This window comes from Pseudoalteromonas sp. S16_S37 (genome assembly GCF_014694405.1).
In the GTDB taxonomy this organism is placed as follows: Bacteria; Pseudomonadota; Gammaproteobacteria; order Enterobacterales; family Alteromonadaceae; genus Pseudoalteromonas.
Genome location: NZ_JAAUWV010000025.1, coordinates 39,250 through 60,227, shown reverse-complemented (window position 1 = coordinate 60,227; position 20,978 = coordinate 39,250). Strand labels below are relative to the sequence as shown.

Below are 20,978 nucleotides of genomic sequence, written 5' to 3'. Positions count from 1 at the left end.
GCCATTGGCACGTGAAAATCAAACAACAAAAACGTTAGATGGTTAACCGACTCTAAAGATGGCAATCCAAATTGAACAACCTCAGTTTTTTGAAAAACCGAGATTTTCAGAATCGACTAGTTAAGCTATAAATCAAATTTTTATTGTTGACTAAACTTATGATAATTCAAGTAGCGTGTTAACCAAGGATAAGCTTCTTTTTATCGATAACCCACAGCTTTTTAATAAAAAACTTTGACTTTACAAAGCATAGCCAAATGATATGTAGTATTTGTGTTAAGAGGAATGACAGGTTGCACAGCACAAGCCAACGATTACCCAAGTGCTAAATACGGCTGGTTATATTTTTATTAAAAGGCTTGCAAGTAGCTCTGATGCAAGCCTTTTATAATTACTGGGTTCGTTATTTATCTAAACCTAACTTTTTACCCTTAATTTGTTTGCGCACATTCGCTATGCGCGAGCGGTTTTTAGCTCTTGCTTCGCCACTCGCTTGATTACTTGGGCGATTACTTCTTGGCTGGCGACGTTGATGCGCAGGCTTTTTGGTAAGCTTTTTAATCAGTGAATCTCGATTGCTCACTTCATAACCTGGCAAATAATAGCGTTTAATCTGCTGCTCAATTAGCTGCTCAATATGTACTAAAACTTGCTCTTCTTCTCGAGATACAAATGAGATGGCTTGACCTTGGTTTCCTGCACGACCCGTACGACCGATACGGTGAACGTAGTCTTCGGCTAAGTAAGGCAAGTCGTAGTTTACAACACGTGGTAAGCCTTCAATATCTATACCTCGTGCCGCAACTTCTGTTGCTACTAACACGCGGTATTTGCCTTCTTTGAACTCTCTTAATGCTCTGCGACGAGCGCCTTGCTTTTTATCGCCATGACAAACAATAGCAGGAATACCATCTAAGTTAAGCTCTTCCACCAGCTCATCAGCAACATCTTTCATATTGACGAAAACCAATACCTGCTGCCAATTCTTTTTACCTATCAGTTCCGATAGTAGTTCTCTTTTGCGGCTTTGCTCTACAGGGTAAACCACGTGGCGTACAGTTTCTGCAGTGGTGTTTTCTGGTGTAACTTGCACATATTTAGGGTGACGTAAAACTTGCGAGGCAAATTGCTTCATCGCAGGAGGGAAAGTCGCTGAGAACAATAACAATTGTCTGTTTTCATCCACTAAATTAATAACCTGCTGCATATCGGTAATAAAACCCATATCTAGCATACGGTCAGCTTCGTCAAGCACTAGGTGAGTTACTTTAGCTAGGCTCAAATTACCTAAACGGATCTGATCAAGTAAACGCCCCGGTGTTGCAACAACGATATCAGCACCTTTCGCTAGCAGCTGTGCTTGTCCTTCAGGGCTGACACCACCAAATAAAGCGACCGTTTTAAGCTCTGTATGTTTACAAAATGCAGCACAGTTTAAAGCAATTTGCTCTGCAAGCTCTCTTGTTGGCGCCACAATCAGTGCGCGAGGTTGCCCACACGCTTCCTCATCAAGGAGCTTTTGAATAATGGGTAACGCAAAAGCAGCGGTTTTACCTGTACCCGTTTGCGCTGTAGCCAAAACATCGTGGCCTTTACGTACTACAGGAATAGCGGCTTGCTGTATTGGGGTTAGGGTATGGAAATTTAATTCGTCTAATGCTTGTAACAGCAAAGGTGAAAAGCTAAAAGATTTAAAATTCATGGTAAAAACCTGCGGCCAATACTTAAGGGCCGCAGATTATACGTTATTTGTTCAAACCTAACAAAGTTTTAATAGTGTTTGATCGATCACTTTAGCTTTACCACCGACCACATCAGCTTCGTTCAGTTGATTTATAAGCCCAACCCCCTGTTGTTGCTGCGCATCATTTAAAGGCACGTAAGGTAAGCGAAACACTGGTTTAACAGCCCCCGTCATGATCAAAGCTGTATTAATCGCAATTGGATTTGGCTCACAAAACAACCATTGCATAAGCGGCTGTAGCTGCTGATTTAACGCGTTATTTTCCTTGTCCATTAGCTTGCGAAACAAACCTGGGATTAAGTTAGACGTCACCGAAATTACCCCATGTGACTGAAAGTGATGACGGCTTTCATGCGCCTCATCGTCGTTACCAGACCAGCACGCAATACCTTTAGACTCATAATGTGCAATACGCTCATTACCACCGCATTCTTTAACACCAATAAAGTTTTTATGCTTTGCTAACGGTTCAATGATATCTGGCGTTAAGTCTTGCCCTGTGCGCCCAGGTACGTTGTAGATAAAGGCAGGTCCAATATCTAGCACGCGCTGAAAATGGGTTTTAACGCCTTCGATAGATGTTCTACCGTAGTATGGGTTTATCTGCAGGGCTGCATCCATACCAGAAGCAAAACCGTATTCGGTGGCTTTTATTGCTTCGCGTGTATTATTACTACCCGTATTACCGACGATTAAAATTCTATCTGAGAACTTATTTACACTATGGGCAATCAGCATTAAATGCTCTTCCCAGTTCATTAACTGGCCTTCGCCTGTTGTTCCGCCAACAATAACGCCGTCAACACCCCCAGCAATCTGTGCTTCTACCAGCTCATCATAAGTATCTAGATCAATTTCACCGTTGACGTTGTAAGGTGTTTTGATTGCCGTAATTAGGCTCGCTTGTTTTATCGTTTGAATCGTTCGCATAGTGCTCTAATTTTGCAGTTGTCGAGTTTGCGCACTGTTTTACCACAAATCACTTTATTATCCGAGGGTCAAAGCGCTAAATTTTTCCAAAAAAAGTAAATAGCTCAATCACACACCACCTTTGTTTACCATGGCTACGGGGCAAAACTATCTTTTTGCTTGAAAAAGACATAAACATGGGTCAAAATCAAAACACTGTACATATATCCAGTTAACTACTATGAGCTTAACTAACTATTTAAATACCTATTTTTACCACACCGACGAACTCTGCCACGCATTGAAGATTGATGCTGAACAACTGTTTGCTTGGCAAGAACAAGGATTATTCCCAAAACCAAGTTACAGTATTCAAAATCAAATAAAATGCAGCTCTTTTTTAGGCATTTATGAATGCGAAGAATTTACCGACTATTACCCTAGAGGCTGCGCCCAATGGGGGCTTGATTTAGTTAAGCATAAAGCTTCTAACTCTGCTCATGCCTATGAACTTTTTTATCAGCAATATATGCAAAGTTTGAGCAAGTACCAACAACAGGGCTTTAGCTGCCAAGACGAACGCTTTAATGACGATTTATGCGAGCAAGTGCAAAATGCATGGCAACAGTTTCTATGTAGTAAATACGGCGCTATTAGCCAAAATGGACTGGTTGAAGAGCTTGTACAAATTGAATTAGGTCGCGCTATAGTAGATGAAATAACTGAAGACAGAACAGCTGCAAGTATCAATCAAGAACTGCGTCCAAGATTATTACAAGCCATTAAACTACTTAACCGTGCCTTTAGTCATCCGGCAAAGCATGAACGTAGTCTCTCATTGCGTGAGCGCTACATCGACGCATTAATTTTAAAATATGATCTATCAATTAAGTAGTTGCGACTACCCTGTAGCCGCAACTTCGGTGATTGTTAATTGCGACTCAAAGCTTCTTGTCATTATCTATTACTGAAACCGTTCTTTTTATAAAACGGTGAAACGCTTTTTCTGGCAAAAACTGCTTTTGCTTGTCGTAGTTAAATTTTTCAATGAGTGCTAATATTTGCGGATCATTGGCAATGTTAGATGTAGTTCTACCCGCAGTATGAAGCGTTTTCACTCTGTCTATCCACGCTAAAGTATTTTTTTTGAACGCTCTTAATTGCGCTTTATCTGCAATACGGCCATGGCCAGGCACTATAATGGTCTGCTCATCACCTATATTTAAAATTTTGTCTATTGCTTTGGTAAAACCTTTGACGCCTCCGACATAAAATGTAGGGTGCCAGCTGGTATCAAACACATCGCCTACAAATACAACATTGCTTTGCGGAACATAATACACAAAATCATCAGAGCTATGAGAACGCATTTCATAAAGTATGATGCTAGCGTTTGGTTGATTAACCACCGCACCAAGGCGCTCAAAAAATGCATTGCCACCGATATGATCAGAGTGTCCGTGAGTATTAAGCACATAACGAACTGGGGTTTGACTATTGTCTAAAGATTGGATGGTGTTGTGTAAACGACTAAAGTGCTCGTTTCCGGGCATGGGATCAATTAAAACCAATCCTTGTGGTGTTTTAATTAGACCTATATTTGTCGAGCTATCGCTGCTTTTCAGCAGAGTAACCTGCTCTGTAATAGGCTGCACAGCAATTGTGTTATTGCCATTGGCGTAGGCTAAATTGACTATAACAAATAATAAAACAGATAATATGGGCTTCATAAAACTTCCTTTGTCAAACGCTTAAACGCAGTTAAACATAGACAAAGGAAGTAGATATTGCAAAACAGTCAAATTGGTACATTATTACACAAGATTACGTGAGTTCAGATATCAAAAACAATATATAAACTATTGATATTCCTGCTCAAAATGAGCCCTCATAACTTCAAAAGCCTTTAACACATCAAGCTGGGATTGACATAATTCATCGTACCAATTATCGAACTTTTCATCGTCGTCTTGTTCGCTTAATGCCTGATACTGGGCTAAAAGCTCGATAATATCGCTGTGAGTACAAGCTAGTCCATCCAGCTTTTCAGTCAATGATGAGTGGTCTTTATTTTTTAATGTCGCAATGACGCTATTATCTAATTGTTGGTTTTGTTCCGTCATAGCGGCTCCCTATTAAACATTACGCTCTATTATTTATATCAGGCTGGCTACGAATAGCTAGCCCAATTCTGAACAGTTGCACAATATTCAAACGGTTTACGACAAAAATTAATAATACTGACTTTTTAGTAGAGGAATTAAACAAAACCCAGTCTCAGTTGTTGGTTAATTCCCGAACAACAAGTCCCAAATACTGGGGGGTTCATGTAATTTGTGATATTGCTTTCTCAATTCGTCTATTTCTTGTAGCCTCATTTTAGCTTCGGCTAACTTCCCCTGCTCGGCCAATAATTTACTGGTGTCGATAACATTCAAGACTTTGTTAAGCCCTTGTTGCGATTCATCTTGCAACTTTGCTGTAAATGTATGCTGTTTGCTAATAAGCAGGTGCTTTTTGAATTCATCAATTTGTGCTACTAAGTCTTGCTGTGATTGACTTTTCATAGCTTGCTTGTATGCATGGCCCATATTTTTCATTGTCACTTCTAAATCGCTGCTTTGCTTGGCTAAAACAAGTGAACTCATACAAAATAAAACTAGGCAAAAAATTCGATACATATATCCTCCCAAAAGTAGAGTCGCATTATAGTGATCTTTTGAACTCGAACAAAGTGATACCAAGCAGGCATTACTTTTGTAGAGCACGTGTTTTTATATTTTTGTGCCATAATAATTACTTAAATAAAAATAAGGAGGTAGGCGTTGCTAAAAAAACTCGTGTCTTTGTTGTGTATTTTATTTTTTGCTATGACTTGCCAAGCACAACAGGTAAAAATCACTTTTGTTAATCCTGGTTTCTCGCAAGATAATCCAACAGGGAGCTTTTGGCTAAATGTATCCGCCTTTATGCAAGCTGCAGCAGATGACTTAGATGTCGACTTAAACATTATGTATGCTGAGCGTAATCATATTCAGATGAAACACGTCATAAACAGTGCTCTAACGAGAAAAGACCATTACATTATTCTTGTAGATGAAAAGTCAGCAGCAACACAAGCATTACTGACGTCAACACAAGTACACGACAAAATCATCTTTTTGTTAAACAAACCGACAAAACAAGAGTTGATCCGCTTAAGAGCACGTGGTTTTGGTATTTTGGGATCTATAGTTCCTGATAATTACCAAGCGGGACGTCTGCTGATACAAGAATTAGAAAACCGTGTAATAAAATCGAAGAAAAACCCCACCATTAGCACGCTCGCTTTGCTTGGAGAGTCAGCAACAGACGCAGCGAAACTGCGTGAACAAGGTTTGTTGAGTTATAGCAACCGTTCTTACTATTTAAAACTTTTGGAAAGAGTGAACGCGAATTGGTCTGAGCAAGAAGCTTATAATATTACGAAAGGTTTGCTGCAACGCTTTAACAATACAAAAATAATTTGGGCAGCAAATGACGCGATGGCAACTGGTGCTGTCAGGGCGGCAACTGAACTTTCTATGCGTCAACATATCCTGATCGGTGGAATAAACTGGGATAAAGATCAACATACAAGGCTTGATGTATCTGTAGGAGGTCACGTCACTTTAGGTGCTTTAGCTATCATTAAAATTGCTGATTTTGACGTAGATAATAAAAACTACATAGGAGATTTGAAACTACCTATCTTTAAGGCTTACAAACCAAAGTATGAGAGTTTGTATAAAGCTATACATACAAAAGAATTGGGAAAAATCGACTTCAGATACTTTTCGCACACACACACTACTCCAGCCCCACAACCATTCACCCTAGACAATATGACAGCGCTAGTAAAATAAATTTTTAGTTAAATAAAACAAAGCTTGTGTATATTTTTTGTTCAAAATGGTTTTTAATTTAAAGTTTCAGACCATATAAATTTATTCATAAATTAAATATCCACTCACACCAAACAGCTCAAAAAACACACTATTGACATGCTTTAATTTACCTGTTTTATTTACAGCGGTTAACAACATGTAAAAAAGGTAACTTAAAATGAAAAAAATGGTTTCTAACAGCGCAAAACTTTCAATTCTATCAGCATGTATCGGGGCTGCTCTAAGTGTAGGCACCGCATCTGCAGGTGAAGGTCAACGCGTAATCGTAACACTAAAAGACAACGCAATCAGTACACTACCGTTATCTGTATCTGCGTCAGATGCTGCAAACTATAAGCAACAAGCGCTTACTTCATTTGCACATCAATTAAATCTGGACCCAATGACAGCGCTGCCAAGTGTGAACGCAGTCGTTATGGAAGTAACACCCGAAAAGCTTGAGGAGCTTAAAGCAAACCCACAAGTTTCTAATGTTGAAGAGGATCCTAAGCGATTCCTGATGGCTGAATCAACGCCATATGGCATCACTATGGTTCAAGCAAATCAACTAACTGACAACATGAGCGGCAATCGCAAAGTATGTATCATGGACACAGGTTATACACTTAACCATCCGGACCTTCCTAGCACAGGTATTACAGGTGATGATGGTTATGGCTCAAACGACACTGGTAACTGGTATAACGACGGAAATGGTCACGGTACACACGTAGCGGGTACAATTGCAGCCATCGGTGGTAACGGTCAAGGTGTTGTGGGCGTGAATCCATCTGGTCAACTTGGCTTACACATCGTAAAAGTATTTAACGACCAAGGTAAATGGGCATACGGTTCTGACCTAATCAAAGCAATTGAGCAGTGTGAAGCAGCTGGTGCGAATGTAACAAGTATGAGTTTAGGTGGCAGCGGCAGCTCAACAGCTGAACGCAATGCGTTCCAACAAAGTTATAACCGTGGCGTATTGCACATTGCAGCTGCGGGTAACGGCGGAAATAGCAGCCTAAGCTACCCAGCATCTTACGATGCAGTTGTGTCTGTAGCTGCGGTTGATAGCTCTGAAAACAAAGCATCGTTTTCACAATACAACAGTCAGGTAGAAATTGCGGCGCCAGGTGTGGGTGTTAACTCTACTTGGAACAACAATGGCTACAAGTCAATCAGTGGTACATCAATGGCTACACCACACGTATCTGGTGTTGCGGCTTTAGTATGGAGCCACTTCCCTAACTGTACTAATGATGAAATTCGTAAAGTACTAAACAATACCGCTAAAGATAAAGGCGCGGCTGGCCGTGATACATCTTATGGTTACGGTATTGTACAAGCAAAAGCAGCGTATGATTACATCGCACAAAATGGCTGTGGTGACCCTGTTGGTGGTCCAGTTGCAAGCTTTAGCTTCAGCGTAAATGGTACTACTGTTAAGTTCACAAACTCATCAACAGACGCTCGTAGCTATTCTTGGCAGTTCGGCGATGGTGCGAGCAGTTCTGATATGTCTCCTAGCCACACTTACGCAGCAGCTGGTACGTACCAAGTAACGTTGACTGCAACTGATGGTGCAAAATCAAACTCGGTGACTCAATCTGTACAAGTTGGTGACGTAACACCTCCAGGCTGTGACGGTATCTCTGCTTGGTCTGCATCAAAAATGTATCAAGTGGGTGACCAAGTTTCATATAAAAACTACAAATATGAAGCAATTTGGTGGTCTCGTTCGGCGCAACCAGACATTTTCAGTAATGTTTGGAAACGTTTAGGTGCTTGTAACTAAGCCCGATTTTGCGCCCACTCTGTGGGCGCTTTACCTTACTAAAAGCCCACTGAATAACAATACACATAACACGCCACACAATTGCCCTTTACTAATTTGTTCCTTGTACGCAAATACGCCAATCATCAGCGCACTTGTAATTCCTATCGCACGTTTTAAACCTTCAACGATACCTGGTTGAAGCTGCGTGATTGCAATGAATTGCAAAATAAGCGCGCAGGCTAAAAGCACCACAGATAATAGCCACCAAAAAGTCTTTTCTTTGACTTTCTTGTAGTCCAGCTTTACCCGTAGCAATAAGGCGGTGGCAATCAATATAATAAATGTGATGTAGGCAGCATGAAATTCTTTAGAACCATATTGCAAAGCAAACTTATCAAGCACAATACAAAAGCCCCAACACAATGCCGCTAACAGTGCCTGCCAGATACCCTTTTCATTTGTTTTAAAACGCCCTCCGAGAACCAAGAAGGAACTGACCGCGATACCTACTATCCCGATACTCTGATTGAAACTAAGGGGGTCGGATAACCATAACCATGCAAGTATTGCCGAACAAACTGGCGTAAACGACATCATCGGCAATACAATAGCAAGTTTACCAACTGACAGTGCTCGAATAAACGACACACTGCCAATAGCGCCCATCAAGCCACTAGCTGTTGCCACAAAGTAATAGTTACTTGATGGAAAGCTAGCTTCTCTCATCAGCCACATACACACAAAAATTGGCAAAACAAGCGCACTAAAAATAACCGACATTAATGGCGCATCGTATGACTTTGAGAGCTGTTTTCGACAGGTGTCAAATCCAGCCCAACATAAAGCGCAAAGTAAGGCATATATCATGCTATTGGCGAACCTGTGACAAAGTGAATGAAGTATGCTCAAGCATATACTGATTTATTTTAAAATGGTCAGGTTTCCACCCTAATAAAAATCGATGAAAGTCAGCCCAAACTAGCGGCCACAAAGCTTGCCAATGACTAACAATATCCAGAGCCTGCTGCTCTGATAACAAAGCTTCTAACTGGCTAACAAGTTGTGAGAAGTAAAATGCTAATAGTTCGTCAGCATAGGCATATAAGCTACTTTCATCAAAAACACTGGTAAAATATAGCATAACATCTTGTACCCCTACCCCAGCTCCCACATATTGAAAATCGTAACCAATCACTTCTAACGCGTCATTTAGAGCAAAGTTCGCGGCTTTAGCATCCCCGTGTATTGTACATTTGTATCGACATTCGGTGATCAGCGCATTAATATGTTGCACATGGGTCTTTAACGCATGATGCTGCATTCTCTGCAATTCATCTGGCCTTGTGGCTAAATGCCAATATCCTCCTTGCTGCCACCCAATTCCTTGATACCTATTAAGCGAACGGCTGTGAAAATGTGCCAACCAGCTCAATATTGCATGATGCTGTTTTAGCGATAAATCTGTATGTTGTACAAATCCATCTTTGTTAAAATCTCTAAGTACCAGACATGTTGAATTATCCTGCTGCGCAGTAAATATCAGTTTTGGTATAGCGCACTGCTTTTGAATACTGCTACTGTGCTGTTGATAAAACTGTAATTCAACAGCGTAAGATTTTAATTTTCGTGATAACGCAAAATCAGATTGCTCAATATGCCGGTGTGCCAATTGCTTGGGGACCTGCGAGTATTTAACAACAACGTCTTGTCCATCAAGCGACATCCTTTTTACTTCACCACACCCACTCCAAAGTACAGTGTGTTTATCTTTATCAATAATGTCGTTAAATTTTTCACTTAGAAACTGATATAACATAATGTTTTTAGGGTTAGTTTTTATCAGACCCTAGCACGTTTTAGGCATAAAAAAAGCCCCTAAATATATCAGGGGCTCTGTGTTTATAATTAAGTGCCGATACTGCTGACACTTAGGCATTGTTGAATGTTGTTTAGCTTGCTTGCTGCACCTTACCAATTGGCTGAGCATTGTCATCTAGCAAGTTTAAGTCAAAGTCGAACTCATCAACTCGAATCGCTTTTTCACGTTTCTTGTTGTAGTCGATTAACTGCGCATATTCTTGCGAGCTGATTAAGTTTGCCGCTAGCGCATTATCAAGCGTTTGTGCAAAACGTACACCTGCTTTTATCTCTTTGCTACGAAGCGCTTTTTTAACTTTAGCTAACAAGTCTAGACATGCCATTTTTGCTTTATAGGCTTGTTCATTAATGTCATGACCATCGCCTGCTGTTGGCTTGATAAGATGCGTAAGCTGCGCTTTAAATGCGGTGTCCATTTGTGCTGCTTTAGCAAGCTCACGTACCAAGTCATCACTGATAGCTGGCATTCTGTGCGTGTAATGCATAGTAATAACACGCATAAACTTACGAGTTACAGGTGCTGGGAAGTTATCTAAAAACTTATGTAGTGCGTTTTCAGCGTTTTGCAAAGCCCAACGTGTCGCGTAATGGAAGTAAGGCGCCGCTGCTTGTCTATCTGCTACCGCTACTTTTTGCTCGTAATACTTAATAGACGCCATAGCTGCGTACAGGTAACTCATTACATCACCTAAGCGTGCTGAAAGCATTTCTGCTTGCTTAAGTTTGCCACCTAATACAAGTAGCGAGAAGTCGGCGTATACAGCAAGTTTTGCAGATAACTGGTGCGCCGCTTTTTCATAGGCTTGTACTTCAGGTAATGAAGATTTGCTACCAGCAGTAAACGGTAACACACCTAAACGCAATGCACGTAAGCTATTCGCTACACTGTAACCCACCGTTTTACGTAAAATCTTGTTAAATGTTTTATCTGCGTCTTTGTCTTCACTGTGAATCGACTCAACCATAGACTGAAGATATGGATGACAGCGCATTACACCTTGACCAAAAATCATCAGGTTACGAGTTAAGATATTTGCACCTTCTACCGTAATAGCAATAGGCTGAGCAACATAACCACTGGCAAGGGTATTTTGTGGGCCGTTTTGAATTGCTTTACCCGCTTGAATATCCATTGCTGAATCAAGCACGTCTCGACCGATTTCAGTCATATGGTACTTCGCAATTGCAGTAACAACTGACGGTTTTAAGCCCATGCCTAAACCTTCGGTTGTTAGCACACGCATCGCTTCTTGAAGGTAAGTTTTACCTGCAATATCAGCCAGCTTCTCTTGAATACCTTCAAATTGACCGATAGACAAACCAAACTGTTCACGAACTGCAGCATATTCTGATGCTGATTTAAGCGCTACCTGAGATGTCGAAACACCTAATGCTGGCAGTGAAATACCGCGACCCGCACCTAAACAGCTTACAAGCATCTGCCAACCACGGCCGATGTTTTTCTGCCCACCAATGATAAAGTCCATTGGAATAAATACTTTTTCGCCACGTGTTGTACCGTTATAAAAACGAATACCCATAGGATCATGACGATTACCTAATTCAACACCAGGGTGTGATTTTGGAATAAGCGCACAAGTAATTCCTAGATGCTCTTTACCACCTAACAAGCCATCTGGGTCTTCAACTTTAAATGCTAAACCAAGTACTGTCGCAATTGGTGCAAGCGTAATATAACGCTTATCCCAAGTAACTTCTAAACCGACAACTTCTTCACCATTGTATTGGCCTTTTTTAACAATACCAATGTCTGGAATACCACCTGCATCTGAACCAGCTTCAGGGCTTGTCAGTGCGAAACATGGAATTTCGCGACCGTTTGCAAGACGCGGTAAATAATGTGCTTGTTGCTCTTGTGTACCGTAATGAAGAAGTAACTCACCTGGGCCTAACGAGTTAGGAACCATGACCGTTACAGCAACTGCAGATGACTTAGTTGCGATAGTGCCAACAATGGTAGAGTTTGCATAAGGGCTGAACTCAAGACCACCAAATGACTTAGGAATAATGAGTGAGAAGAATCGTTCTTTTTTCAAGAACTCTAAAATATGATCAGGCAGATGTTTGCTGTTTTGAATAACAGAATCATCAATCATCGCCATTAATTCTTTTACTGGGCCGTCTAAGAATGCTTGTTCTTCAGCGGTTAGTTTTGCTTCAGGCACTGCTCTTAGCGCGTCAAAATCAGGCTTACCACGATAGATAGACCCTTCAAGCCATACATCACCTGCATCAAGTGCTTCTTGTTCTGTTACTGAAATGCTAGGTAAAACTTTTCTTAGTTGTGTTCTTAAACTCATAATCAACTCATCCGACCAGATAGATATACCTACATTACGGCACAAAAATGACAATAGATCAATCACTCTAGAAACATTTTTTACGAGTTCTTTACTGCAGTTTCATTTAATTAAGAATATTTGTAAGTAAATTAGCGGCTTACACGTGTACGCTGAAAGCGAGCTTTTCCTGACAAATTGGATTTACGTGCGCGGTGTGTTTCTTATTTATCTAAGTGCATTGATTATTAAGACTTATAGTAAAAAAATGCCAACCGCTTTATCTGACAAACACTGTCGATATCTTCTTGTTCGGATTAGAATTTGGCTAATGGTTGCGCTTTATTAGGTATGTACTAATCTGGGAATCTGCTGGTGATGGCTAAACTCGGCCTTTGACGCCATCTAACCCAAAGCAAGGGTTGCACTTTGCTTTGGGTTAGATGGCAAACAATTAATGATTGTTACGCAATAGTGCCTTATCGCCTTACAAGGCGCTTTCTTTTTCTGTTACGTCTTTGGTACTTTGCTGTTGTTGTACAATCAAGGCTTTTAACTGTTGGATCTCACTATGTAAATCTTCTATGGTCGGTATATTTTTAGCCTCTTCTTTGGCCTTTCTCAGCTTCGAGCGCTCCTCTTCCATAACGTTAACCACGATACCAATAACCATATTTAAAAATGCAAACGCAGTGAAGAAAATAAAGGTTAAATAGAACACCCAAGACATAGGATATACTTCCATCGTCTCATATTGGATATCAGTCCAATCTTCAAAAGTCATGATCCTAAATAGCGTTAGCATAGATATTGCTATATCTCCCCACAGCTTAGGGTTTATGTCTTTAAACACAAAGCTGCCAATAGCGGCATAGATATAGAAAATAATAAACATTAATAAAATGACATAACCCAGTTGTGGCATCGCTTTTAATAGTGAGTTTATTAACACCCTTAGCTCAGGTACTACTGACACCATTCGCAGTACCCTAAACACTCGAACGAGTCTTGCAAGTAAAGCCATTTCACTGTCGTTGATAGGAATTAAGCTAATCACAACCACTAAGGTATCGAAAACATTCCAACCCTTTTTGAAGAAGCTTTTTTTATCATCATCGGCAATGAAACGCACAGAGAGCTCAAATAGGAAAAACAAAGTAATAAAAATATCAAGCACATGAGTAACAGAAATTGCACCACTGGAGAGTGGGAATGTCTTGGCACCTATTTCAAGGGCTGAAATGATGATCACTGCAACTACCGATAGCTCAAATGCCTTGTTGTTTTTTAACGCGTTTAGTTGGGATTTAATATTTTCGTACATACGTTACCAAAAGTTAGACCGTTACAATGGTTACTGATTAAATTGGTGAGGATTATATCCTAATGGCATCAGAAGTAGATGAAAATTTCGTTCCTCTTTGAGATAAATTTTTCCTACTTAAGCTTGCGCAAAAAACGCCCAAATTCATATCGCATTTATTCCATTATCCAACAGCCATCAGGGAAAAAAGATACATTCTTAAGAGTTTGCGCTTTTAATTTAAGCTTTATATGTATTTTAGGTTGATGCTGCTCTGTGCAACTTAGGCATTGGGTTAAAGTAGCTGTTTACGTTATTTACAAAGCAGCTCAAAGCGCGTTATTTTACTGTATCACAATTTGAGTAGATCACTGGTTCTTCTATATCGTCTGTGATAATTAAAGTTATAAAGCAAGTTAGTTGAGGAGCCTAATGCAGGCATTAATTCAAAGTATTAATTCGGTAACATCTATAGGCATCGACTTACCCTTTGCTATTTATCGAGCATATCACGAGCAGAGACTATTCGATGTGCCCGTTGCTAAGCCTACGCTGGTTGTCGTAATTAACGGCAGCAAACAACTTGGTAAACTAGGGAATATTATGTGTAATGCGGGTGAATTTGTTTTTTTATCTGATAGTCCTAAGCTCGATATGCGTAATATTCCCAAAGACGATATCTATCAAGCCTTGTTGATTGAGTTCGATGCCAACGACTTTACTGTTTTTGAGCGTTTACAAATAAACCGTGAACGCAAAAGTATTATAAGTGAGCATTACAGCGCCCCTTTATCAAAAGAGTTACTGGCTTGCATTACGCAGTTTGTAGATAGTGTATCTTGGGCTAACGGCGATATTATTAGGCACAGAAAACAAGAAATATTGTTATTACTGCACACATTAGGTTTTGAACACATTCCATTTATGACTCACCGTGTTAGCCTAAGCAATCAGATATATGGAATATTTAAAAGCAATGGATTTCAAGAGCTAAGATTAGCTCAGCTGTGTAGTTTACTGGCAATGAGTGAATCAACACTTAGACGAAAATTACAAGCTGAAGACGTAACGCTACAACAAATAAAAGATAAAGCGAGGCTGGGCCATGGACTACATTTATTGCAGGCAACATCCAAGCCCATAGGTGATGTAGCAAGTTTATCAGGGTACACCTCACAATCCCGCTTTACAGAAAAGTTTAAAAGTCACTTTGGCATCACCCCATCAGAACTAAGAAGTACAAAGTTGAAGGATATGGGCGAAAACTTGACTGTTTTTTAATAACACTCGCTGCGCTTAGAGTGGCAATATGCGCGTAATGAATTAACAAAAAGGTTTCACCACATGAAAACAATAGCAAATCACCTTTTGGTACTATCTATGATGGCTCCCTTTGCTAGCACAGCGCTGACATTAACAAGCAATGACATTGCACAAGGTGAGTTCATGAGCAAAAAACATGAGTTCACAGGGTTTGGTTGCAGTGGCGATAATTTATCCCCGCATTTAGCTTGGCAAGACGCTCCTAAAGGTACAAAGAGTTTTGCAATTACAGCCTATGACCCGGATGCACCAACAGGAAGCGGCTGGTGGCATTGGCAAGTTGTAGATATACCTGTCTCAGTCGTTGAGATGAAAACGGGTGTAGGGATTAATACCCAAAGCAAACTACCAGACGGCGCTAAGCAAATCAGTAATGATTATGGCGTTGAAAACTTTGGCGGTGCTTGTCCTCCTAAAGGTCATGGCGTGCATCGATACCAGTTCACCATTCATGCCCTTTCGGTAGAAAAACTCTCATTGTCAGCGTCGCCATCATCGGCATTAGTTGGTTATATGATCAACGCAAATAGCCTAGGTTCAGCAACGTTAGAGGCGTTGTATCAAAGAAACTAGTCATAAAAAGGCACATTTAAATTATGTGCCTTAAAGCTCAACAGCTTGCAAGTACTATCTTCAATTACCCTGAAGACATCAGAAAAGCCATTTACACCACTAACGCTATTGAATCGCTGAACTCAGTTATCCGCAAAGCGATTAAGAAGCGCAAGCTGTTTCCACATGACGATTCGGCTAAAAAGGTGGTTTACTTGGCTATTGAGCAGGCATCTAAAAAATGGACAATGCCGATAAGAAATTGGAAATCGGCCTTGAATCGATTTATGATCGAATTCGAAGACCGATTAAAAGATGTTATTTAAAACTGGCAGTTACACAAAATGTGTTACAGGGTCGTTGGAAATGGAAAATGTTCCAACGCACAAGCTTAGTTATCTGTTTGATTGTACGATTAATGGTTCTAGTAAGTGTGCAACAGCTCTAAACACAGGAACTACAACTGAGTTGCCAAATTGCTTATAGGCTTTGTTATCAGCGCATACTATTCTAAAGTCTTTATCGAATTCACCATTTCTATACTGAGGTGGTTTTTCGAATCCCATTAGTCTTGCACATTCTTGCGGAGTTAGTCGTCTTGGGGTTTTATATTTAGCATCAAATTGTGCAGCATATCGGCCAAACTTTTCATCATATATAGCCTCAGCTTCTTTAGTTAAAGATTTTATGACTTCTTTGTCTTCAGCAGAGCTTTTCTCAATATGCTTGGAAACATAGTCTAAACAAAACTCTTCTCGCTCTCGGTTTTTTTCAATGGCTGGTTGCTTTCTAGAATTTAGATATTCTGTTTCTAAATCATGTTGATTCACTAAAATTTCAGAACCGTCTTTATAATAACGAGCAGAGAGAGTTCGTGTAGTTGCGTTCTCATCTTTTGGGTTTACTAAACCAAAACCGAAGCCATTACCTTTTGTTTGGTGCTTGAGTGCATAGTGATACAGATAGCTCCACAAGTTATTTGTAAGAGTGTACTTTTTCTTAGCATCATCATCTAAATCACATAAGATTTCTTGCAGTGTATATCTTTTCTCAGGGTAAAACTGCGCAACATTTTTTAATGAAAAATCTATAAAGTTTGGGTTCTTCTCAATCAAATCATTACGAATACCAACAATAACAACTCTTTCTCTATGCTGAGGAGTAAACTCTGCACCATTCAAAATAATAGGTTCAGGTTTTCGTTTTTTTACTTTGCTAATAGCTTCTTCTATATCGCCACCAGCTTCAGAAATATCCGCAATAAAATATCCCAAATTATGTAAAGCACGAATGATAGTGGCAAAAGTTTTGCCCTTATCATGACTCTTTAAATTTTTTACATTTTCTAAGACAAAGAATTTGGGCGTTCTAGCTCCAATAATTTTTTCAACATCAAAAAAGAGAGTCCCTTGAGTTTCACACTCAAAACCATGTGAACGGCCTAAGCTATTTTTTTTCGACACACCGGCCAAAGAAAAGGGTTGGCATGGAAAGCCGGCGAGTAATACATCGTGTTCAGGAATATGTTTTAAAATGTGTTCTTTTTTTTCTTCTGAGCCTATAGACTCATTACCGCTTAGAGTAATTTTAGTAATGTCCATTAAGCTAGAGTTTTTTGCAGGGTTATCTACCTCTGAGTCTATGAAATAAGGCAGTTCTGCTTCATCAACATAGTAGTTCGATAAATACGTTTTTCTTGCGTCGGCATCCCACTCCGATGTAAATACACATTTACCACCGATCTCCTCAAACCCTTTTCTTATACCACCAATACCGGCAAAAAGATCTATAAATTTAAATGACGGGTTATCCCAGTGACTAGGTTTTTGCGGCAATAGTGCCTGCTTGATCTTTTCAATGGTATTTTCGCTTATGATAATATTACTTTCGGTTGGTGCCTTTTTCCATTGGTTGAGTTTCTCCCTAGTAACTTCTTTTATGTTCAAACCAAGTTGGTCATCATTTAACTTTTGAGCAAGTGACTTTTGGTCATAAATAGTAAGTAACAGCTTGAGAAGTCTATCGGTATCTTGCTTTTGCTGGTGGATTCTATTTTCAGCTTCTTTATCAGCAAGCATAATTTCTTTGTGATACATCTTAAGAAGAATCTACAAAAAGGGAATTAATAGTGTGAATCTATCACACATTTTTCCCTTTTTATATAACAACTGTTTAAATAAACAGTGTTAAAGATCTACTAGCTCAACTTCATCATAGAGTTTAGTAGCATCTCTGTAGATGTCATTTATTCTCCATTGTGATCGTCTCTTATTGAGCTTGGGGTTACTTTCAACATATTTAGGTGCAGGATCTAAAATGATCGTACCGTCATGAATGGAATTAAAAAGTCTCGATATTTGAGTTCTTTGACACCATATAGCTTTAGTATCAAATTCCACTAAGAACTTATATCCTTGTTCAATTTGAGAAAGGTTATCGTTTGTGAGCTTTTTGACCGGGTAATAAACTGTTTCATTGTGTTTCACGCCCCAGCTATTTAACAATCGCTCAAAAGACCATACAGCCGCTTCTAGGCCTTCATCGTCAACTAGTGCCACCCTTAAATTTCTAGACTGAGCATCAATGCTTCGCTTAGGGTCATAATCAGACAATATAAATTCGTCTTTACTCTTACCTTTATCTAGATATAAGATTTTTAAAGTGAGCTTTGATTTTTCATTACGAATGTTTGCTCTATGAATGCCAGTAAAACGGTATTCATCTTCTCCCTTAACATATCCATACTTTTTCATAAATTCAGGAAAACTCTGCTGGTAAAGACCGCCATCAGGCTCAGGTGTAAACAAAGTCACCTTTTTCTGTGAAATAGCTTTTAGCTCTATTCCAAAAATATCACCATCCTTATCTGCATTTGGCTTAATGCCAAGCGCATGTTCTAGTGTATACCCACATACTTGTGTTCCTGTAAATGGAATTGTATTGCCGTCTTTATCTAATCTACAGCCCAGTAAGGTTTTACCGGAAATTTTTTCAATTAATAAAGTCTGTAAATCATTTGTGCGATCGTCAGCTTTACCTAGCGATGCACTCTTAATGACCCCAGAACTAACAGCATTTTCCAACAGTTTAAAATCACTTGAAAACTGTTCAGATGGGTCAACAATCATCATTGCTATGGCTTCGCCGGAGCGAGTTGCACCAATAACTAAATATCTATCAGGAATATTTGCTAATTTCGTATACTCGACTGACATTGAGCGTGGCATTTCATTTTCTATGGTCTGAAAGCCTGAGAGACGTGTTTCAGGGTATTGTGCATATAAAATTGCGCGGCAAGCTTTTACTGTGTGAAGAGTGTTGTTTTTTGATAGCCATGAAAAACGAGTAAACACAGCTTCGGGGATTCTTTTACCGGGTTTTGATGCTCTCTTAGTTACGCTAAAAGATTCATCCCGCTCTTTAAATTTTAAGTCAAAAATTGAGTTAAAAACACTGATGCTTTTATGGATGTAGACTTGGTTTTTATCGTTATTATTCGTTGAGAGCTTTTTTAAAAAGAGGGATTCGCAATGATGTGCTTTTAGGCGGGTAAATACATCATGTAACGATTCTATATCATTCAAGTCTAAAGAATTTAAATTATAAGAGTCAGACTTAAGCGTACATGAATCTAAGGGGTTGGTCTTTGCTGAATCAGAACTTTTGAAGTGGGAGTAATAAAATTCTTTTTTACAACTTTTACATATTAATTTATAAGAAGAATGGTTGCGGTTTTCAATTCCGTTTTGTATTTCTCTTTTCCCACCACATATACATTGCAACTTTTTCATAAAGTATTTATTCCGTTAACTTGACTCTCATACTTAATAGTAACTTTATCTCTTAGAGAATGCTCCTAATTTATTGATAGTGTTGATTATTAAACTTTTTTTCCATCAGCTCGAAAAGGCTTTTTTTAATCATTTAAGTGATATCACTTCCTATGGCTTGTGCCTTTCTTAGCTGAGTAAGTTGTAAAATGTGCCTGAAGAAACTCTCATCTCTCTGCAAATATCGTCAACCTTTGTTCCTGCTTCATGTTGTTTAATCGCACGAAAAATTTGTTCTTCTGAGTAACATTTTTTCATTTTTAGATCTCCATTGTCTCCAGTTTATTGGTAAATCTCATCAAAGTCATGGTGTTAAATTTGGGGGAAAGGTCAGTATCAGTAAAACCCAAGCTATATTACCCATGGTAACAGTACAGCCTACTGCATTTTTTCCTTTAATACTCGTCCCGGTAGAACAATACCCACTCGGATCCGTCCCCGCCAGCGGATTATTCATAATATACGAATACGGATTTATCGACTGACTATTCCCCGGACTCTGTATAACAGGATCCACACTCATAAACCGACCAAGGTTATAATCATACAACCGACCGTTCATATGAACTGATTGAACCATCTCATCCAGAGATTACTGCAATTGCGTTTTGCTTTTCCTATCAGCGTTTAGTTTATTAAGTCTCCGCTAAAACTGTGCAACCGTTGCGCTGCACAGTTTTATGCAGTCGTTGGGAGCGATAGCCACTTCTAATCCTCGCTTGCCGGCGCTGACGTAGATTTTATCAAACTGCTGCGCGTCACTGTGTAATAAGGTGTTTAAACGTTTTTTTTGTGCAAAAGGGCTGATCCCCCCAATTAAATAGCCTGTGGTATTTTGTGCTTTTTTGGCATCCGCAAGCATGGCTTTTTTACCCTTACAAGCTTTAGCAAACGCTTTTAGGTCTACCTGACGGGTTGCTGGCAAGATAGCAACATGCAACACACCATCCACATCCACCAGCAAGGTTTTAAAAACTTGCTCAGCGTTTAAATTGAGTTTTTCTGCGGCTTCATTGGCAAAGTTTTGTGAGCTTGGGTCGTGCTCAAATTTAAGCACGTCAAAATTGATTTTTTGTTTTTCTAATAATTTGATTGCCGGTGTCATAACGTCTTCCTTTCAAAGTACTTTTAAAATACCTAAAGTTAGACAAACGTCAACTCTCGACTAAAATCTAAGCTATCACTCAGAAATGAAATGAAGTGCAATATGTACAAAAAAGCGCTGTTTTTCATGTTCTCGGTGATTGTGGTGTTTGCATTTTTGAACTTTATGCACAACGAGTATGAGGTATGGAGTAACAATCTAGCCTGTGATGCAAAATGCGAACTACTCGGCTGTAAAACAGGGCGGTTATTATTGGGCCAAAACAACCAAACAATTGCCTGTAAATGTGAAAGTAAACATGATTATTTAGTGCTGTTAAATTAATAACGGCAAACAAAAACGGCGCAAAAGC

The 20,978-nt window shown here is 39.5% G+C and carries 18 protein-coding genes and 3 pseudogenes; 7 read left to right on the top strand and 14 right to left on the bottom strand.

Annotated features, from left to right (window positions below; translation table 11 throughout):
• Positions 1 to 403 precede the first annotated feature (403 nt).
• Positions 404 to 1,702: a DEAD/DEAH box helicase gene (locus HC733_RS12470; protein ID WP_190365372.1), complete on the bottom strand. Its 1,299-nt coding sequence runs from the start codon at positions 1,700 to 1,702 to the stop codon at positions 404 to 406.
• Between the two features lie 57 nt (positions 1,703 to 1,759).
• Positions 1,760 to 2,674, bottom strand: coding sequence for a 4-hydroxy-tetrahydrodipicolinate synthase (dapA, locus tag HC733_RS12465; protein ID WP_190365371.1), 915 nt, complete (start codon positions 2,672 to 2,674; stop codon positions 1,760 to 1,762).
• Between the two features lie 220 nt (positions 2,675 to 2,894).
• Between dapA and HC733_RS12460 the strand changes: the two genes are divergently transcribed.
• The gene (locus HC733_RS12460; RefSeq protein WP_190365370.1) at positions 2,895 to 3,548 is read left to right on the top strand and encodes a DUF6058 family natural product biosynthesis protein; all 654 of its coding nucleotides are present in this window, start codon (positions 2,895 to 2,897) and stop codon (positions 3,546 to 3,548) included.
• A 46-nt stretch (positions 3,549 to 3,594) separates the two neighbouring features.
• Here the strand turns inward: HC733_RS12460 and HC733_RS12455 are convergent, their stop codons facing one another.
• The 3 genes from HC733_RS12455 to HC733_RS12445 all read right to left on the bottom strand — a co-directional run bounded on the left by HC733_RS12455 (position 3,595) and on the right by HC733_RS12445 (position 5,301).
• Positions 3,595 to 4,383, bottom strand: a complete 789-nt coding sequence (locus HC733_RS12455) for an MBL fold metallo-hydrolase (RefSeq protein WP_190365369.1) — start codon at positions 4,381 to 4,383, stop codon at positions 3,595 to 3,597.
• 129 nt (positions 4,384 to 4,512) lie between these two features.
• On the bottom strand, positions 4,513 to 4,776 hold the full coding sequence (locus HC733_RS12450) for a hypothetical protein (protein ID WP_190365368.1): 264 nt from the start codon (positions 4,774 to 4,776) through the stop codon (positions 4,513 to 4,515).
• Between the two features lie 165 nt (positions 4,777 to 4,941).
• Positions 4,942 to 5,301, bottom strand: a complete 360-nt coding sequence (locus HC733_RS12445; RefSeq protein WP_238937538.1) for a cytochrome b562 — start codon at positions 5,299 to 5,301, stop codon at positions 4,942 to 4,944.
• A gap of 177 nt (positions 5,302 to 5,478) precedes the next feature.
• On the opposite strand from HC733_RS12445, the gene HC733_RS12440 reads away from it, so the two are divergent.
• Positions 5,479 to 6,537: an ABC transporter substrate-binding protein gene (locus tag HC733_RS12440; RefSeq protein ID WP_190365366.1), complete on the top strand. Its 1,059-nt coding sequence runs from the start codon at positions 5,479 to 5,481 to the stop codon at positions 6,535 to 6,537.
• A gap of 199 nt (positions 6,538 to 6,736) precedes the next feature.
• Positions 6,737 to 8,353, top strand: a complete 1,617-nt coding sequence (locus HC733_RS12435; RefSeq protein WP_190365365.1) for a S8 family serine peptidase — start codon at positions 6,737 to 6,739, stop codon at positions 8,351 to 8,353.
• Between the two features lie 30 nt (positions 8,354 to 8,383).
• Here HC733_RS12435 and HC733_RS12430 read toward each other — a convergent pair whose 3' ends face one another.
• The 4 genes from HC733_RS12430 to HC733_RS12415 all read right to left on the bottom strand — a co-directional run bounded on the left by HC733_RS12430 (position 8,384) and on the right by HC733_RS12415 (position 13,837).
• Positions 8,384 to 9,202 carry an EamA family transporter gene (locus HC733_RS12430; RefSeq protein WP_190365364.1) on the bottom strand — a complete coding sequence of 273 codons (819 nt, stop codon included), beginning with the start codon at positions 9,200 to 9,202 and terminating at the stop codon, positions 8,384 to 8,386.
• 1 nt (position 9,203) lies between these two features.
• Entirely contained in the window at positions 9,204 to 10,151 is a 948-nt protein-coding gene (locus tag HC733_RS12425; RefSeq protein ID WP_190365363.1) for a kinase, read from the bottom strand.
• 133 nt (positions 10,152 to 10,284) lie between these two features.
• Positions 10,285 to 12,534 (bottom strand): acyl-CoA dehydrogenase, encoded by a 2,250-nt coding sequence (locus tag HC733_RS12420; RefSeq protein WP_190365362.1) that lies wholly within the window; start codon positions 12,532 to 12,534, stop codon positions 10,285 to 10,287.
• 466 nt (positions 12,535 to 13,000) lie between these two features.
• The gene (locus HC733_RS12415; RefSeq protein WP_190365361.1) at positions 13,001 to 13,837 is read right to left on the bottom strand and encodes an ion transporter; all 837 of its coding nucleotides are present in this window, start codon (positions 13,835 to 13,837) and stop codon (positions 13,001 to 13,003) included.
• A gap of 411 nt (positions 13,838 to 14,248) precedes the next feature.
• On the opposite strand from HC733_RS12415, the gene HC733_RS12410 reads away from it, so the two are divergent.
• The 3 genes and pseudogenes from HC733_RS12410 to HC733_RS12400 all read left to right on the top strand — a co-directional run.
• Positions 14,249 to 15,097 carry a helix-turn-helix transcriptional regulator gene (locus tag HC733_RS12410; RefSeq protein WP_190365360.1) on the top strand — a complete coding sequence of 283 codons (849 nt, stop codon included), beginning with the start codon at positions 14,249 to 14,251 and terminating at the stop codon, positions 15,095 to 15,097.
• 63 nt (positions 15,098 to 15,160) lie between these two features.
• Positions 15,161 to 15,712: a YbhB/YbcL family Raf kinase inhibitor-like protein gene (locus HC733_RS12405; protein WP_203219210.1), complete on the top strand. Its 552-nt coding sequence runs from the start codon at positions 15,161 to 15,163 to the stop codon at positions 15,710 to 15,712.
• A 50-nt stretch (positions 15,713 to 15,762) separates the two neighbouring features.
• Positions 15,763 to 16,017, top strand: a pseudogene (locus HC733_RS12400) (transposase); the annotation flags it as partial.
• Between the two features lie 69 nt (positions 16,018 to 16,086).
• Here the strand turns inward: HC733_RS12400 and dcm are convergent.
• From dcm to ybaK, 5 genes and pseudogenes are all read right to left on the bottom strand, one after another.
• Positions 16,087 to 17,769, bottom strand: a complete 1,683-nt coding sequence (gene dcm, locus HC733_RS12395) for a DNA (cytosine-5-)-methyltransferase (RefSeq protein WP_203219209.1) — start codon at positions 17,767 to 17,769, stop codon at positions 16,087 to 16,089.
• A 108-nt stretch (positions 17,770 to 17,877) separates the two neighbouring features.
• Positions 17,878 to 19,482 carry an MvaI/BcnI family restriction endonuclease gene (locus HC733_RS12390; RefSeq protein ID WP_190365358.1) on the bottom strand — a complete coding sequence of 535 codons (1,605 nt, stop codon included), beginning with the start codon at positions 19,480 to 19,482 and terminating at the stop codon, positions 17,878 to 17,880.
• 180 nt (positions 19,483 to 19,662) lie between these two features.
• Positions 19,663 to 19,779 (bottom strand): annotated as a pseudogene (locus tag HC733_RS12385) (transposase); the annotation flags it as partial.
• Between the two features lie 160 nt (positions 19,780 to 19,939).
• Positions 19,940 to 20,095 (bottom strand): annotated as a pseudogene (locus HC733_RS23640) (RHS repeat-associated core domain-containing protein); the annotation flags it as partial.
• Between the two features lie 72 nt (positions 20,096 to 20,167).
• Positions 20,168 to 20,626, bottom strand: coding sequence for a Cys-tRNA(Pro) deacylase (ybaK, locus tag HC733_RS12375; RefSeq protein WP_190365356.1), 459 nt, complete (start codon positions 20,624 to 20,626; stop codon positions 20,168 to 20,170).
• 102 nt (positions 20,627 to 20,728) lie between these two features.
• Between ybaK and HC733_RS12370 the strand changes: the two genes are divergently transcribed.
• Positions 20,729 to 20,950 carry a hypothetical protein gene (locus tag HC733_RS12370; RefSeq protein ID WP_190365355.1) on the top strand — a complete coding sequence of 74 codons (222 nt, stop codon included), beginning with the start codon at positions 20,729 to 20,731 and terminating at the stop codon, positions 20,948 to 20,950.
• The last annotated feature ends 28 nt before the right edge of the window (positions 20,951 to 20,978 follow it).